The 14,728-nt window shown below is 53.0% G+C and carries 15 protein-coding genes; 4 read left to right on the forward strand and 11 right to left on the reverse strand.

What is annotated here, in order from left to right; all coding sequences use genetic code 11:
* Positions 1 to 129 precede the first annotated feature (129 nt).
* The 6 genes from TMES_RS13785 to TMES_RS13810 all read right to left on the reverse strand — a co-directional run bounded on the left by TMES_RS13785 (position 130) and on the right by TMES_RS13810 (position 5,632).
* On the reverse strand, positions 130 to 1,020 hold the full coding sequence (locus TMES_RS13785; RefSeq protein WP_245835419.1) for an alpha/beta hydrolase: 891 nt from the start codon (positions 1,018 to 1,020) through the stop codon (positions 130 to 132).
* A complete protein-coding gene (locus TMES_RS13790; RefSeq protein ID WP_085583462.1) occupies positions 1,010 to 1,696 on the reverse strand; it encodes an ABC transporter ATP-binding protein in 687 nt (228 codons plus the stop codon). The genes TMES_RS13785 and TMES_RS13790 overlap by 11 nt, the downstream gene beginning before the upstream one ends.
* Positions 1,696 to 2,457: an ABC transporter ATP-binding protein gene (locus TMES_RS13795; RefSeq protein ID WP_085583464.1), complete on the reverse strand. Its 762-nt coding sequence runs from the start codon at positions 2,455 to 2,457 to the stop codon at positions 1,696 to 1,698. The genes TMES_RS13790 and TMES_RS13795 overlap by 1 nt, the downstream gene beginning before the upstream one ends.
* Positions 2,450 to 3,457 carry a branched-chain amino acid ABC transporter permease gene (locus TMES_RS13800; RefSeq protein ID WP_085583466.1) on the reverse strand — a complete coding sequence of 336 codons (1,008 nt, stop codon included), beginning with the start codon at positions 3,455 to 3,457 and terminating at the stop codon, positions 2,450 to 2,452. Before TMES_RS13800 ends, TMES_RS13795 begins: the two co-directional genes overlap by 8 nt.
* Positions 3,450 to 4,364, reverse strand: coding sequence for a branched-chain amino acid ABC transporter permease (locus TMES_RS13805; protein WP_085583468.1), 915 nt, complete (start codon positions 4,362 to 4,364; stop codon positions 3,450 to 3,452). Before TMES_RS13805 ends, TMES_RS13800 begins: the two co-directional genes overlap by 8 nt.
* Before the next feature lie 77 nt (positions 4,365 to 4,441).
* A complete protein-coding gene (locus TMES_RS13810; protein WP_085583470.1) occupies positions 4,442 to 5,632 on the reverse strand; it encodes an ABC transporter substrate-binding protein in 1,191 nt (396 codons plus the stop codon).
* A gap of 237 nt (positions 5,633 to 5,869) precedes the next feature.
* Here TMES_RS13810 and TMES_RS13815 point away from each other — a divergent pair, with 237 nt between their 5' ends.
* On the forward strand, positions 5,870 to 6,358 hold the full coding sequence (locus tag TMES_RS13815) for a hypothetical protein (protein WP_085583472.1): 489 nt from the start codon (positions 5,870 to 5,872) through the stop codon (positions 6,356 to 6,358).
* A 79-nt stretch (positions 6,359 to 6,437) separates the two neighbouring features.
* Here TMES_RS13815 and TMES_RS13820 read toward each other — a convergent pair whose 3' ends face one another.
* The 5 genes from TMES_RS13820 to TMES_RS13840 all read right to left on the reverse strand — a co-directional run bounded on the left by TMES_RS13820 (position 6,438) and on the right by TMES_RS13840 (position 12,078).
* Positions 6,438 to 7,502 carry an alanine racemase gene (locus TMES_RS13820; protein WP_085583610.1) on the reverse strand — a complete coding sequence of 355 codons (1,065 nt, stop codon included), beginning with the start codon at positions 7,500 to 7,502 and terminating at the stop codon, positions 6,438 to 6,440.
* Positions 7,503 to 7,518: 16 nt separating this feature from the next.
* Positions 7,519 to 8,985, reverse strand: coding sequence for a M81 family metallopeptidase (locus TMES_RS13825; RefSeq protein ID WP_085583474.1), 1,467 nt, complete (start codon positions 8,983 to 8,985; stop codon positions 7,519 to 7,521).
* A gap of 129 nt (positions 8,986 to 9,114) precedes the next feature.
* On the reverse strand, positions 9,115 to 10,173 hold the full coding sequence (locus TMES_RS13830; RefSeq protein ID WP_085583476.1) for a TRAP transporter substrate-binding protein: 1,059 nt from the start codon (positions 10,171 to 10,173) through the stop codon (positions 9,115 to 9,117).
* Between the two features lie 106 nt (positions 10,174 to 10,279).
* On the reverse strand, positions 10,280 to 11,560 hold the full coding sequence (locus TMES_RS13835; protein WP_085583478.1) for a TRAP transporter large permease: 1,281 nt from the start codon (positions 11,558 to 11,560) through the stop codon (positions 10,280 to 10,282).
* The gene (locus TMES_RS13840; RefSeq protein ID WP_085583481.1) at positions 11,557 to 12,078 is read right to left on the reverse strand and encodes a TRAP transporter small permease; all 522 of its coding nucleotides are present in this window, start codon (positions 12,076 to 12,078) and stop codon (positions 11,557 to 11,559) included. The genes TMES_RS13835 and TMES_RS13840 overlap by 4 nt, the downstream gene beginning before the upstream one ends.
* Before the next feature lie 185 nt (positions 12,079 to 12,263).
* Between TMES_RS13840 and TMES_RS13845 the strand changes: the two genes are divergently transcribed.
* From TMES_RS13845 to TMES_RS13855, 3 genes are all read left to right on the forward strand, one after another.
* On the forward strand, positions 12,264 to 12,653 hold the full coding sequence (locus TMES_RS13845; RefSeq protein WP_085583483.1) for a RidA family protein: 390 nt from the start codon (positions 12,264 to 12,266) through the stop codon (positions 12,651 to 12,653).
* Between the two features lie 61 nt (positions 12,654 to 12,714).
* Positions 12,715 to 13,599 carry a MurR/RpiR family transcriptional regulator gene (locus TMES_RS13850; RefSeq protein WP_085583485.1) on the forward strand — a complete coding sequence of 295 codons (885 nt, stop codon included), beginning with the start codon at positions 12,715 to 12,717 and terminating at the stop codon, positions 13,597 to 13,599.
* A gap of 86 nt (positions 13,600 to 13,685) precedes the next feature.
* Entirely contained in the window at positions 13,686 to 14,687 is a 1,002-nt protein-coding gene (locus tag TMES_RS13855; protein ID WP_085583487.1) for a sugar kinase, read from the forward strand.
* The last annotated feature ends 41 nt before the right edge of the window (positions 14,688 to 14,728 follow it).

Here is a 14,728-nt window from a genome sequence, read left to right on the forward strand (position 1 = left end):
CCTGTAAAGTTTGTGATTATTCAATTGGTAACGCAAGTTTACCTTAGCATATCGGGCCCCCAACGTCACCGCATGTTGCCCCGAATATCACATGTAAAACAGGTGTTTTCGTGCCGTTTCCCGGCGGTATCAGCCGATAATTCGCTTAAGGTTGCCATATAGCGCCCCATCGCGAAGATAGAGTTCTTCCAGCACGGTAAAATGATTGGCACCCCATGCCTGATGTACCGGCACAATCAACCCGGACTTGGCACAATAGGCGGCATAAACCTGGCTTTGACGGACAAATTCCGGGGTTTCGACCGCACCAACCACCAGCATCATTTTAACCCCGACCGGCACCGCGTCCAGCATGGGGGAATTATCGGCCGCACTGTCTTCGGTCAGGCGGATATCGCCATTCATGCTGGTGAAACGCAGTGGTTCCAGGTCAAACACACCCGAAACCGGTACCGCGGCATTAAACGGCGTGGCATCGCCAATTTCGCTTTCCCAGTCATGGGCGGCCAAACGGGCCACAATTTGCCCACCTGCCGAATGGCCGGAAATGCTTAACCGGTCGCGGTCACCATTAAAATCGTCGATATGTTCGTAAACATATTTAATGCAGCGAACGGCCTGATCTGTAATTTCGTCAACGGTAACATCCGGGCACAAATCGTAATTGGCGCAAATCACCGTGTAACCGTCGGCCACCAGATCGCGGACAATAAAGGTATAATCTTTTTTGTCCTGGCTGCGCCAATAACCGCCGTGGAAAAACACATGGATCGGTGCATTGGGGCTTGTGGCTGGAAAAACATCAAAGGTTTCCTTCGGGCCCGGTCCAAACCGCACATCGGACTGGTGATCAAGCTTTGCCCGCACATCATTTGATGCCGCAACGAAGCGGGCGAAATGATCGGCGAAATCCGGTACTGTTTCGCGCGGATTATACTGCCACTCAACTTCTGCTTCTGTAAAACCGCCCCAGCCCATCGATATTTTCCCTGCTTTAAAATGCCCGTTGTTAAATTCCAAGATGATTTTTCTTTATTTCCGGGGCATTTGCAAATTGTTCAGAAGAACCATTCCAGACAATCTTGCCTTTTTCCAGCACATAATGACGATCACACACCGCCATTAACGCATCAAGATTGCCATCAATGATCAAAACGGTTTGGGCCAGGTCACGCAATTTGCGAATACAGGCCCAGATATCGGTCCTGATCACCGGGGCAAGACCTTCACTGGCTTCATCGAAAATCAGCAAATCGGGATTGGTTAAAAGCGCGCGGCCAATCGCCAGCATTTGCTGCTCGCCCCCCGATAGCTGATTGCCCATATTATTCTGCCGTTCGGCAAGCCGTGGGAAAAGGCCATATATTTTTGCCAGATCCCACCCCTGCCCGCGTGAAGTTGCAATCAGGTTTTCGCGCACCGACAAATTCGGGAAAATCTGCCGCCCTTCGGGCACCAGACCAATGCCCGCACGGGCAATGCGAAAAGATTTTTGGCGCGAAATATCCTGCCCCTTGAACCGAATGGTGCCAGCCCTGGCCGGGGTTAACCCCATTATGGATCGAACGGCGGTGGTTTTACCCATGCCATTGCGACCCAAAAGACTGACGATTTCGCCTTGGCCGACTTGCATATTCACGCCAAATAACACCTGGCTGCTGCCATAGCAGGTTTCGACATTCTGAAGTTCCAGCATCAGTACCCCTCCGCCAGATAGGCTTTTTGAACGTCTTCATTGTCGCGCACATCATCGACACTGCCCGATGCGATCATGGCCCCGTTGACCAGAACCGAAATCACATCGGCGAGCCGAAAAACAATATTCATGTCGTGCTCAACCAGCAAAATTGCGAAATCGGGCTTCAGTTTTTCCAAAAGTTCGGCCAGTTGATTACTTTCAGTTGGCCCCATGCCCGCCATTGGCTCGTCTAGCAACAAAACCTTTGGTTCCAACGCCAATGCCATGGCAATTTCCAGCTGGCGTTTCTGCCCGTGCGACAAATCGGCTGCACGGCGGGATGCAAAACCGCCCAATCCAACCTGCTCAAGCAACGCCATTGCCCGTTGATTAATCCCGGCATCGCGCGAAACCGCACGCCAGAATGAAAAATGATGCCGGGTGCGTGATTGCACCGCCACGGCGACATTTTCGGCCACCGTGAAATCATCAAATATCGCAGTGATTTGAAACGACCGCGCCACCCCCATCCGGGCGCGCCAGGGCATCGAAAAACGGGTAATATCCTGCCCGTCAAACCAGACCTGCCCGTCATCGGGGCGTAATTCGCCCGACAATTGCGACAGGGCCGTGGTTTTACCGGCCCCATTGGGGCCGATCAGGGCATGGATTTTGCCAGTTTCAAGCTGGATCGATAAATCATCGGTGGCGCGCAAACCGCCATAGCTTTTGTAAAGGTTGCGCGCTTCAAACACCGGGCGACCTTGCACATTATCCATGATCGCCCCCTGACTTTACCGTTGTTTTGCCCGCGCCCGACAGAAAACCAACAATGCCCCCGCGAAAAAACACCACGACCAATATCAAAACCGGGCCTAAAATGACCTGCCAGTGTTCGGTAAAGGACACCAGGCTTTCTTCCATTAAAAACAGCGCCAAGGCCCCGTATATTGGCCCGACCAGGGTGCCCAGCCCGCCCAGAATAACAATCACCATCAATTCGCCCGACCGCGACCAGTGCAAAAGCCCGGGACTGACAAATTCGGAATGATTGGCAATTAACGCCCCGGCCAACCCGCCAATGGCGGCGGAAATGCAAAACGCGGTTAGCTTATAAAGCAGCGGGTCATAGCCAAGGGCGCGCATGCGGCGTTCGTTTTGTTTACAACCGATAACAACCCGGCCAAACCGCGATCCGACAAGGCGGGATAGCAAAAACCACACCGCCAGCAAAATGGCAAAACACAGATAATAAAATGTATCGCGGTCATACAGATCAAGGCCCGGAATGACGTTGCGATCCCACAGCGATAATCCGTCTGCCCCACCATATTGCGACAGGGACACAAAGAAAAAATAGAATAACTGGGCAAAGGCCAGCGTGATCATGATGAAATAAACACCCGAGGTGCGCAGGCTGATCAAACCAATAATCAGCCCGAAAAATGCCGCCACCAGCATCGCCAGCGGCCAGACAACAAAGGCGTCGTTACTGCCCGTCCAGCCAAAAATAAAGTCGCTGCCATCAAACGCATGGGTGCCCAAAATACCCGCTGTATAGGCGCCGATGCCAAAAAAAGCCGCATGACCAAAACTGACCATACCGCCAAAACCAATGATCAGATCCAGCCCGACCGCGGCCACTGCATAAATAACCGCGCGGTTAAACATCGTAATTAAAAACGCATTATCAAACGCATGTGCCACCGGCGGCACCAGTGCCAACAATACAAAAATCGCCAATGTCGCCCAGCCTTGGCGTGAAATGTTTTTAACCATGTGTCTGGAACAACCCCCGGGGACGGAAGGCCAGAGCCACGGCCATTAAAATATAAATCATCATCGATGCCAGTGACGCGCCAGCACCATCTGCCACCGATGGCGGCAACCACAAACGCATCAGATCGGGGATATAAACCCGGCCCAGTGTGTCGGTCAGGCCGATTAACAGCGCACCGGCAACCGCCCCGCGAATGGAGCCTATGCCGCCAATCACAATCACGACAAAGGTCAGGATCAGGATATTTTCCCCCATGCCGGACTGAACAGCACTGAACGGGGCCGCCATAACACCGGCCAACCCGGCCAGTGCCGCGCCAAAGCCAAACAGCAAGGTATAAAGCAGCGAAATATTAACCCCCAACGCACCAATCATTTCGCGGTTGGATGCCCCGGCCCGTATCCACATGCCAATACGGGTTTTCATTACCAGAAAATACAAAAAGCCCGTCACCAGAATGCCGGTGGCGATAACGGCCAGACGAAATGCCGGGTACGGTGCACCGGGAATAATTTCGACCGTGCCCGATAAAAATGCCGGCGGGTCCATGGCAATGGGCTGGCGACCCCAAATGATACTAACCATTTCATTAAAAAACAAAATCAGGCCAAAGGTTGCCAATACCTGATCCAGATGGTCGCGGCGATAAAGCCTGCGCATGATGACAAATTCCATCACCATCCCGGTCAGAGCGGCGGCGGCAACCCCGGCCAAAAGACCCAGAAAAAAGCCCGAGCCATGGGCAATGGCGGTCGCCCCGACATAGGCGCCGACCATAAACAGCGACCCGTGGGCCAGATTGATCAGGTTCATGATCCCGAAAATCAGGGTCAATCCCGATGCCATCAAAAGCAGGGTCACGCCAAATTGCAGCCCGTTCAAAAGCTGTTCTAGAAACAAAAGCATGATTATTTTCCGGTGCAAATGCGAAAACGCAGTGGCCGGCACAAGACCGGCCACTGGTTAAATTGCGCGGGGTAAAATTACATTTTGCACTCGGAGGCGTAGGCATCGACATGGTTTGAAAAAACCTTGCCAACCAGCTTGTTGGTATAGCCCCCATCCGGGTCGGCAACGACTTCGCGCACGTAAAAATCCTGGATCGGGTGATTGTTATTGCCAAATTTGAAGTTGCCACGCACCGAGGAGAAATCGGCCTTTTTCAAAGCCGCGCGGAAATCATCTTTTTTCGACATATCCCCACCCACGGCAGAAATGGCACTGCCAATAAGGTTGGCCGCATCATAGCCCTGCACCGAATACAGGCTGGGTTTCGCACCATATTTGGCAAAATAACCGGCCACGAACTTTTTCGAGGCGGCGTTATCCATATCGGGCGACCAATGCGAGGTGTTTTTCATGCCAACGGCGGCTTCACCAACGGCATCAACCAAATGTTCATCGGCGGAAAAGGCCGGGCCAAACAACGGAATTTCATCTTTCAAACCGGCTTGGGCATATTGTTTGATAAAATTAATGCCCATGCCGCCGGGATAGAAGAAAAACACGGCATCGGGTTTTGCCGCGCGCAAAGATGCAATTTCGGCAGCATAATCGGTTTGACCCAGTTTGGTGTAAACCTCGTCAGCAATATCGCCTTTGTAATACCGCTTAAAGCCTGCCAGAGCATCTTTACCGGCCGGGTAATTCGGGGCCAGCAGGTAAACTTTTTTAAAGCCCTGATCCTGAACATACTGGCCCATGGCTTCGTGAATATTGTCGTTCTGGTAGGCGGCATTAAAATAATTGGCATTGCACTTCGCACCCGCCAGCGCACTGGGGCCGGCATTGGTTGAAATGTAAATCATGCCGTCGCGCACCACCTTGGGCACAACGGCCATCGCGACATTGGAAAAGATAATGCCGGTCATCAGATCAACATGTTCGCTTTCCATCATGCGGGTGGCAATCTGGCGGGCACTTTCGGGTTTTAGCCCGTCATCCTCTACGATCAGATCAATATCCGCCCCGCCCAATTTGCCGTCATGTTCGGAAATCGCCAGTTCAAACCCCTTGCGCATATCATCGCCCAAATACCCGGCACCGGTTGAAAGGGTGGTGATCATGCCAATTTTAACCGGCTCGGCCGCCTGCGCAGAAATCCCCGCCGCACAGGTGCCCATCAACAATGCCGCCGCCCCCAAAAGGGCCGCCTTTTTTCTTTTTGCCAACATCTTACAGTCTCCCTGAAACCTGATTTTAAATCGTTTGTTTTTGACTTGTTTTTGTTGCCTTTCTATTCATCCCCAATTCGCTCGCCGTTGCAATAACCAGTTTGTTTAAGCTTAAAGTTTTTTTATTTCTTGTACGTATAAATACGTATTTTTTGCTCATATTCCTGTCATCAGCCCCGGAAAAATGGCACAGTGCGCCCTTGCAAAATGTAATACTGCCAAGAACAGGGACCCATTATGACAGCCGATCAAACCTGCCCGTTCCCCACCAAAGACGCCGATCGTAACGCGATTTGGGAAATGCTGGTCCCGCGCGATATAACTGCCTTTGTGCTGGCCGACTGGGCACTGGTGGAAAACGATTTTGCCGCCAACGGGTTTTATGCCATCGACGCCCACACATCGGCCAACCCCGATGACTGGACTTTGGCCTTTCCCGACCTGCTCGCCTATCGCGAAACATGGCTTACCCAGGCGCGCGCCGGCCAAAGCACCGACTATGCCGAACCGCTTTTTGACGCGATTTTTGCCGCGACCAAACTGGAACATATTGAAATAAACGGCGACCGCGCCCTTGCGCGCAAACATTTTAATGGCAGCATCAAAAAGGCCGATGGCAGCGAAGACCGCTTGTTGTGGAAAACGCATTATTATTGCCAGAAAGGGGCCGACAAAAAATGGCGCATCACCGGCTTTATCGGCTATTTGCCCAATAAAGACGTCTGACAATTCAAAACGGCATTCCCGATGAAACAGGAATGCCGTTTGTTCTGTCACCGGTCATATATCGAAAGCCTGACCGAAATTAAACCATTTTGCCGCGCGCGGCGACAAAGGCCGGGTTTTCAAAAATGCCATTTCGGCACAATTGAACATAGTCAAACATGTTGCTGACCACGCAGACATGGTTGGGAATAATCTGTAACCGCTGGCCAATTTCAAACGGCTGCGTTGCCGGGTCAAACGTTAGAATACCATGTTCCTCGCTCAGCGATTTCACGGTGACATCGCCATGACCAACGACATAGCCAAAATGCTCCAGCCCGAACAAATCCGACGTCAAAGCCTTTGACCCGGCATCGATAATCGCGCGGCCCGGCGCCGGTAGCGACACGATTTCGGTCAGGACACGCAAGGCGCAATCTTCTTCCAGGCAACCGCCCCGTGCCATCACCGATTTATCGTTATAAATATACGTACCAATACGATATTCAGTCACCACCGGAGCCTTATGGGCCTGCCACATATCGGGGGTTCCGCCCGAACTGCGCACCGGGCATTCCAGGTCAAAATTTGCGCATTTAGCCATGGCATCGCGGAAAAACGTTTCCACCTTTGTCATGCCGCCATTTGGCGGATAGGTCATCAAGCCAACAAACTTCAACCCCGGCAGAGCATCAACGACCCGCGCCAGATTAGCGGTTTCGGTTGGGGATTGCACCCCGCACCGCCCGGCACCGGTATCGCATTCCACCAGCACTTCCAATGGTTTTTGCCCATCGGCAAATGCGCCTGAAAGCCCGCGCGCCACAGTTTCACTGTCAACAACCACACGCAACAGATCGATGCGGTCTGCCAATGTCCGCAATCGTGCCAGCTTGCGCGCACCGATAATGTTATAGGTAATCAGAATATCGCCAATGCCCGCATCCGTCATAATTTCGGCTTCGCCGATTTTCTGGCACGTAATGCCCTTTGCCCCGACCGCAATTTGCTGCAACGCGAAATCGGGGATTTTGTGGGTCTTGATGTGCGGTCGCAAGGCAATATCATGTTCGTCGCAATATTCCTGAAAAGTGCGAATATTGCGTTCAACGCAATCAAGATCAACAATGGCGCAGGGCGTGTCGAGTTCGGCAAATTCGGTCATTCTATACTCGATTTCATCATGATGCGGCGGCAAACGGATCATCTACAATCGGCCAGACCTTGCGCGTCAGGTGTTTATACCCGTTTGTTTTCGGGTCTGACGGATAGGGGCCCTGAACATTCACATAGATAATTTCACCGGCAATTTTAGCAAACGCATCGTAGAAGTGATTGGTGGATTTGATAAACAGATAATTCTTTGCTTTAGGGTCAACGCCCATATTGGCAAAAAGATCCGGATCAAAGCTTTGCGCCCGGTTGCTGTTTAAAATCACTTCGCCGCCATCGGGCAGCTCAATCAAGGCGCAATCGCCCAACGGCACGATGCTATCACCGAAACTTTGCCAGGAATTCCGCTGCAATTTTTTCACACGAACAACGGCATCCACCGGTGCACCCCCGGTCGAGGATGTTTTGCCGCCAAAGCGCAGCGGCAAAACACCGCCTTCGCCCGCCGAAAAACAAATCCGCACTGCCATCGGGTCCCAGATCGTGCCAAAGGCATAATTTTGAAGGCCGCTATTCATAACCTTGCGCAGCAAAATTGTGGAGTCACCGGGCACCCCGCCACCGGGGTTATCCCAAACATCGGTAATGACAACCGGGGTCGCAATAATATCGGGCAATTTCGCCATCGCCTGATCGGGGGTAATAAAATCGGGCCGGGTGGTGCCGCGAAACCCGAACAGCTCCATCCCCAGATCCCTGGCTGTTTGGGTGGCCAGATCGGCTTTGTTATCAGTAATCACGATAACATGTGACCCGATTTCGGGCACGTCCCCTGCCATAAAGCCATGAATAACCGAGACCGACAAAATGCCGTCATGGCCTTCCATTGCCTTGATCCGATCAACAAAGGATCGCATGGGTTCGCGCGAAGTCGGCAAAACTTCGATCATTTTGCAATCAAACGCCGCCTTGACCGGCTTTATTTCCCCGCGAATGGTGCGCAAAACCAGATCAACGGTTGCGGCCCCTGCTTCGACAAAATCGGTATGGGGAAATTCCTTGAACGCAACAAGCACGTCGGCTGCATTAAAGCGTTTGGCACTTAAATGGCTGTGCGGGTCAAAGCTGGCACCAATCACAACATCGGGGCCAACAATATCGCGCACGGATTGTAACAAATCGCCTTCGCAATCGAGATAATCCTGTGCGACCATCGCCCCGTGCAGACCCAATACAACGCCGTCCACCGGCATTGCGGCTTTAAGCTGGGCCAGTACCTCGTCGCGTAAATATTCATAGGTATCGCGGTTCACAATCCCGCCCGGTTCCGCCCAGGTTGCCGTGCCTTCCACCAGTTCCCACCCTTCGGCCTTGGCGCGGGCGCGGGCAACGGTAAAAACAGCACTGCATAATGTTGGCGTTTCGGGGTGGTCGCCAGGGCCTGCATAAAAACTTTCGCGGAAATCGGAAATATCGGTTCGCAGGGGCGAAAACGTGTTGGTTTCAGTCGCAATGGAAGCGCAAAAAATTCGCATACCCGGGTCCTTCTTGGTCTTTGTTTTGGGTAAATGGATCAATGAAATGGAATGGAAAAATGATCAGGCAGTTTTTACAAAGGTGGCGGGAGGGAACCGGGAGGAAGCCCCCTCCCCGCCAGACGGAAATTAATCCGTCAGGTACTGTTTTTCGTTGGCTTTTTTGACTTCAACCTTAAACAGGTCGAGCAATTCAACACCCTTGTCGCCAAGTGTTTCCTTGACGTGCTTTTCCATAACCGGCTGGGTGACTTCCTTGAACTGTTCGCGTTCTTCCGGGGTCAGGGCGTCAATTTCCATTTTGCCCATCAGGCCCTTCAGGCCACGATCAGATGCTTCGATCACGCGCGAAACACCCCGGCTGGCAACGACACAGGACTGTGCGGCATAGCGGATAATGCGCTGCTGATCTTTGGTCAGGTCATCCCAGAATGCTTTGGACAGCATCATGGTGTAGGGCGAGAACAAATGGTTGGTCAGGGTCAGGTATTTCTGAACTTCGTTAAATTTGGCGAAGGTCACGGTTGGAACCGGGTTCATCTGACCATCGATCACGCCGGTCTGAAGGCCGGCATAAACTTCACCCCAAGCCATCGGATAGGCTTCGGCGCCCAATGCCTGCATGATTTTTTGATGTGACGGCAGCGCCATGGTGCGAATACGAATGCCCTTGAAATCGGCCAGTGTTTTGATCGGGTGCTGCGAATTGGTGACAGCAAAGAACCCGCCGGTATCGGGGAAACCCAATACCTTAACATCGCCCAGCGTTGCTTCGATATCCTTGGCCAAGGCCACGCCAAACGGCCCGTCATAAACGTTATAGGTTGCAGCATTGCTGTCAAAAGCAAATGGCAGGTTCAAAACGTCGATGCGCGGATAATAAGATGCAATAGCACCGGTCGAGGTCAGGGTTGCCTGAATAAGACCATCACGCACCATCTGGACATGTTCGGCGGCTGACCCCAACTGGTTGGACGGGTAAACTTCAACCTTGATTTCGCCATTGGTGTCGGCTTCGACAATGTTGGCGAAAACGGCGGTGCAAGCCTGGGCCGGGTTTTCAAACGGATCCAGTTTGTTGTCATGGGCAAATTTCAGAATTTTGGCTTCGGCATGGGCGGTGCCCATGGTGCCTGCCAGCATTGCCGTCGCGGCCATCGCAGCCCCGAAACGTTTGAATGTGTTCATAACACCTCTCCTGATTGGATTTATAGTTGCGCCCCAAACCCACCCTGTCCCCCAGGGTGATCCGCCCCGGGCAAGGGCGGAAAACCGTAACGTCGTTACATCGGGGTTATCTGAACCCCAACAATCTGGGCACCAGCAGCGCCAGATCCGACCAGAAAGCGAACAGCAACAGCACGCCAATTTCAGCAATCAGAAATGGCCACAGCTGTGCTGCGATTTTTTCAAGTTTTTCACCCGTCACCGATGCCAGCACAAACAGGCAGGCCCCCACCGGTGGCGTCATAAGGGAAATGTTGAGCGCCAGCACAAAGATGATGCCCGCATGGATCGGGTCCATGCCGATTTGCACCGTTAACGGTACAAGGACGGGGGCCAGAATGATGAGGATGGCGTTGATATCCATCACCATGCCAATCGCCATCAACAACCCGACAATCATTAAAATGACCATATAGGGGTTGCTTGAAACGCCCAGCACAGCGGCGGCAATTTCCTGCGGGATGCGGTTAAAGCTAAGCCACCAGCCCAGAATGGATGCAAAGGCGATGATGATAAAAATCACCCCGGTAACCCGTGCGGTTCTGATCAGCATCTGGATAAAATCGGCCATGGTCAGGGCGCGATAGACAAACACGCCAATAAACAGGGCATAGGCCACCGCAACCGATGCGGCCTCTGTGGGGGTGACAATGCCACCCAGAATACCGCCCAGAATAATCAATGGCATGATCAGGGCCGTGATCGATGATTTAAAAATCGTCCAGATTTCAAGCAGGCTGGCGCGGCGGTCTTCCTTGGGCAGGTTTTTGCGCCGTGCGGTAACGGCAATCACTGTCATGCAAATCAGGCAAATCATCAGGCCGGGCAAAATACCTGCGGCAAACAGCCCACCAATGGAAACCCCCATCAGGGAGCCATAAACCACCATCAAACCCGATGGCGGGATCGTTGGCCCGATGATAGAGCCCGCCGCCGTCACCGCGCAGGCATAATCGCGGCGATATCCGCGTTCAACCATGGCTGGCACCAGCGTTTTGCCAAAGGCCGCCGCATCGGCCGTCGCCGCTCCGGTAAGGCCGGCAAAAAACACACTGGCCAGCATATTGGTATGGGCCAGTCCGCCGCGAAAATGCCCGACAAGGGACTGGGCAAATTTAACCAGACGGCTGGTAATGCCGATATGGTTCATAATTTCGCCCGCCAGAATAAAAAACGGCATGGCCAGAAACGGAAACACATTAAGGCCGTTAAAAACCTTGCTGGGCCCCTGCACCAGAAACATGCCACCGCCCATGTCATAGAGGCCCGCCACCCCGGCAACGCCAAGGGCAAAGCCGATTGGCATGCCCAGAACCATCAGAACAACAAAAATAATGGCGATGATCATTCCGCGCCCTCCGTCATATCGACCGGGATGTAACGCCCCTGATCGCGCAGGGCGACCAGCAACAACTGTGTGGCGGCAAGCAGGGCTGAAACCGGCACCGCAGCATAAGGAAGGGCCAGCGTCATGCCGAAAATCATGGCGTGGCGTTTCATGCCGCCAAGGGCAAAATCAAACCCGTAAACAGTCAGATAAACGAATGCAGCCAGTGCAATAAGATCGACGGCAAACAGCACAATCCGCTGCAACTTCATGGGAAGGTTAAGAACAACCAGACCAATACCGATATGTTCGCGCCGGGCAATACCCGCAGATACCGCCAGCAATGCCGCCCAGATCATAAGATATCGAGCCAGTTCTTCGGGCCAGTTAAGCTGCCAGTGAACAAGATAGCGATCGACCACCCCCAGCCAGACATCAAGCACCAGGGCCAGCATCAAAACGGCGATGATCCGCTCCACACCCCAGTTCAGTCCGTTGCTAAGCGTTCGGGCGGATGCCTCAACGCGCTGCAAACCCATTTTCTTGTCTCCACTGATTTGGTGTTTGTATTTTTTCTACACATTGGTCACATATTTGTAGCTTGTCTACATATTTTTATGGAAAATTTCGCAAAAATGACCCAAACTGGAATTAAACATGCGTCGGTAAAGTAGTTAAGCTACTTTTTGGATTAAAAACAGCCCGCAAATCAAGGAGACTTACCATGAGCATCAAACATTTCGGCAATGAGCGCAGCGGTGCCGGTGGCCAAAAATTGCCGTTTTCGCCCGCCGTTCGCGCAGGCGATTTTGTTTATATTTCCGGTCAGGTGGCGATGACGGAAAACGGCGAAATCGAGTATGGTGGTATCGAGGCGCAAACCAAACGCACCATGGAAAATGTCAAAACCGCCTTGGGCCTGGCCGGTTGCACCCTTGACGATGTGATCAAAATGACGATCTGGCTGGATGATACCCGCGATTTCTGGACGTTTAACCGGGTTTATGCCGAATTTTTCCCCGGTGAACGCCCTGCCCGTTCGACGGTTGAGGCCAAGCTGATGGTCGATGCCAAAGTCGAAATCGAGGCTATCGCCTATAAACCGGAAAAATGATAGCTATCAACGGGGCGCCGGAAACGGACGCCCCGTTGATTTGAAAACCGGGACCATGCACATGCAACAAGCAACCGACATTATCAGCCAGCTTCACCGTCCGCCGGGCACGTTATCTGCGCGCGAGCAAAAGGTTGCTGAATATGTTCTGGAACATCTTGAAAACGTTACGTCCATAGCGCTTTCCGACCTTGCCAAACAGATCGGCGTGAGCGAGCCAACCGTGATCCGGTTTTGCCGCAGTCTTGGCTGTGAAGGTTTTCGCGATTTCAAATTAAAGCTGGCGCAAAACCTTGCTGTCAGCATGCAGTATCTGGCGCCGGAGCCGATTGAAGACCACATTACCGATCCTGATGTTTTGGGCAGCCATGTAATTGGCACCATTATTGACAGTTTGCGCCTGCTGCGCGACCAGCTTGCGCAATCTGATATTGATGCCGCCGCAGATACGCTTGCGGCCGCCCGGCAAATTGCCTTTTTTGGGGTTGGTGGCGGGTCCAGCACGGTGGCAAATGATGCGGCCAACCGGTTTTTCCGCCTTGGCATCCCCGCACAATCGCAAAATGACGGTTATTTGCAACGCATGTTGGCCTCTACCCTTGGCGAAGACGATGTTATTGTTGCCATTTCCACCAGTGGCCGCCCGGCAGAACTGATCCATAGTGCCGCCATTGCCCGGCAATATGGTGCCAAGGTCATTTCACTGACCAAGCCCGACAGCCCGCTTGCCGCCGAAAGCGATATTGTTATTGGCCTGATCATGCCCGAAAGCCCCGATATTTATAAACCCACCGCGACGCGCCATGTTTTCATGGCGACCATCGATGTTATTGCCACCGCCGTTGCCCGCCGTAACCCGGTGCGCAGCAAGGAAAAACTGCGCCGGATACGCTCGTCGCTTTTAACATTGCTGCCAACAGTGGGCCGTCTGCCGATCGGCGATTGACGCCACCAAAACTTCACGGCAAGTTGCGCATAACCAAATTAAAACCGGCTTCACCCCTTGGGGAAGCTGCAAACAGGATTGTTTAAATGACCAAAACTGCCTTCATCGGTGAATGCATGATCGAAATTTCGGCCGCCAGTCCAAACACCAGCGCCGAACCTTCATCCGCGTTTGGCCCCGCCAAGCTGTCCTATGCGGGCGACACCCTGAATGCAGCGGTCTATATGGCGCGCGCCAGCAAGCTGATTGTGCAACAGGGCAAGGCTGCTGCCAACGCGTCCAGTAACGAGCGAAACGATGGCGTCATTTCATATGTCACCGCCCTGGGGACGGACCCCTACAGCCAGGCAATGATTTCCGCCTGGCAAAACGATGGCCTTGATGCCAGCCTTGTCCGCCAGATAGACGGTGAACTGCCCGGCCTTTATGCCATTCAAACCGATGCCAGCGGCGAGCGCAGCTTTAGTTACTGGCGGCAAAACGCCGCCGCCCGCCAGCTTTTGAAAAACGGTTATGAAAAAACACTGGGCGGCAAACTGGCCGGATATGGCATGGTTTATTTGTCCGGTATTTCGCTGGCCATTCTAACCGACGAAGACCGCGCCAAACTTTTTGCCATGCTGGCCACTTTGCGTAAAAACGGCACACGCGTGTGTTTTGACAGCAACCATCGCCCGCGCCTGTGGGCCGACACCCAAACCGCAACCGATGCCTATGCCGCCATGGCCCCGCTATGCGATATTTTAATGCCCACCTTTGACGATGAAGCGGCCCTTTTTGGGGACGCAACACCGGCGGATTGCGCCAAACGCTGGCTTGATGCCGGTGCAGGGGAAGTAATTGTTAAAAACGGCGCACTGCCGTCAACATACATCACCCAAACCGGTGAAACCGGCACGGTTACCCCGCCCAGAATAGAGCGCGTAATTGATACAACATCGGCAGGGGATTCATTTAATGGCAGTTACCTTGCCGCGCGCCAGCAAGGCATCGACATTGAAACTGCCATCGCAATTGCCCAGAAAATAGCAGGCTGCGTCATTGGCGCGCGGGGTGCGCTGGTTGATATTGACCATCTGGTTCTTTAAACCGCCACATCGGAAAACCAGATTTATCACAAATAAAACAC

Origin of the sequence: Thalassospira mesophila (genome assembly GCF_002115755.1) — a bacterium.
In the GTDB taxonomy this organism is placed as follows: domain Bacteria; phylum Pseudomonadota; class Alphaproteobacteria; order Rhodospirillales; family Thalassospiraceae; genus Thalassospira; species Thalassospira mesophila.

Excerpts from the sequence above, each read along its gene's own strand:
- TMES_RS13840 (WP_085583481.1), bottom strand. The coding sequence starts at position 12,078 with ATGGGTTTGCAGCGCGTTGAGGCATCCGCCCGAACGCTTAGCAACGGA.
- TMES_RS13855 (WP_085583487.1), top strand. The coding sequence starts at position 13,686 with ATGACCAAAACTGCCTTCATCGGTGAATGCATGATCGAAATTTCGGCC.
- TMES_RS13805 (WP_085583468.1), bottom strand. The coding sequence starts at position 4,364 with ATGCTTTTGTTTCTAGAACAGCTTTTGAACGGGCTGCAATTTGGCGTG.
- TMES_RS13795 (WP_085583464.1), bottom strand. The coding sequence starts at position 2,457 with ATGGATAATGTGCAAGGTCGCCCGGTGTTTGAAGCGCGCAACCTTTAC.
- TMES_RS13790 (WP_085583462.1), bottom strand. The coding sequence starts at position 1,696 with ATGCTGGAACTTCAGAATGTCGAAACCTGCTATGGCAGCAGCCAGGTG.
- TMES_RS13815 (WP_085583472.1), top strand. The coding sequence starts at position 5,870 with ATGACAGCCGATCAAACCTGCCCGTTCCCCACCAAAGACGCCGATCGT.
- TMES_RS13830 (WP_085583476.1), bottom strand. The coding sequence starts at position 10,173 with ATGAACACATTCAAACGTTTCGGGGCTGCGATGGCCGCGACGGCAATG.
- TMES_RS13825 (WP_085583474.1), bottom strand. The coding sequence starts at position 8,985 with ATGCGAATTTTTTGCGCTTCCATTGCGACTGAAACCAACACGTTTTCG.
- TMES_RS13845 (WP_085583483.1), top strand. The coding sequence starts at position 12,264 with ATGAGCATCAAACATTTCGGCAATGAGCGCAGCGGTGCCGGTGGCCAA.
- TMES_RS13820 (WP_085583610.1), bottom strand. The coding sequence starts at position 7,502 with ATGACCGAATTTGCCGAACTCGACACGCCCTGCGCCATTGTTGATCTT.
- TMES_RS13835 (WP_085583478.1), bottom strand. The coding sequence starts at position 11,560 with ATGATCATCGCCATTATTTTTGTTGTTCTGATGGTTCTGGGCATGCCA.
- TMES_RS13850 (WP_085583485.1), top strand. The coding sequence starts at position 12,715 with ATGCAACAAGCAACCGACATTATCAGCCAGCTTCACCGTCCGCCGGGC.
- TMES_RS13800 (WP_085583466.1), bottom strand. The coding sequence starts at position 3,457 with ATGGTTAAAAACATTTCACGCCAAGGCTGGGCGACATTGGCGATTTTT.
- TMES_RS13810 (WP_085583470.1), bottom strand. The coding sequence starts at position 5,632 with ATGTTGGCAAAAAGAAAAAAGGCGGCCCTTTTGGGGGCGGCGGCATTG.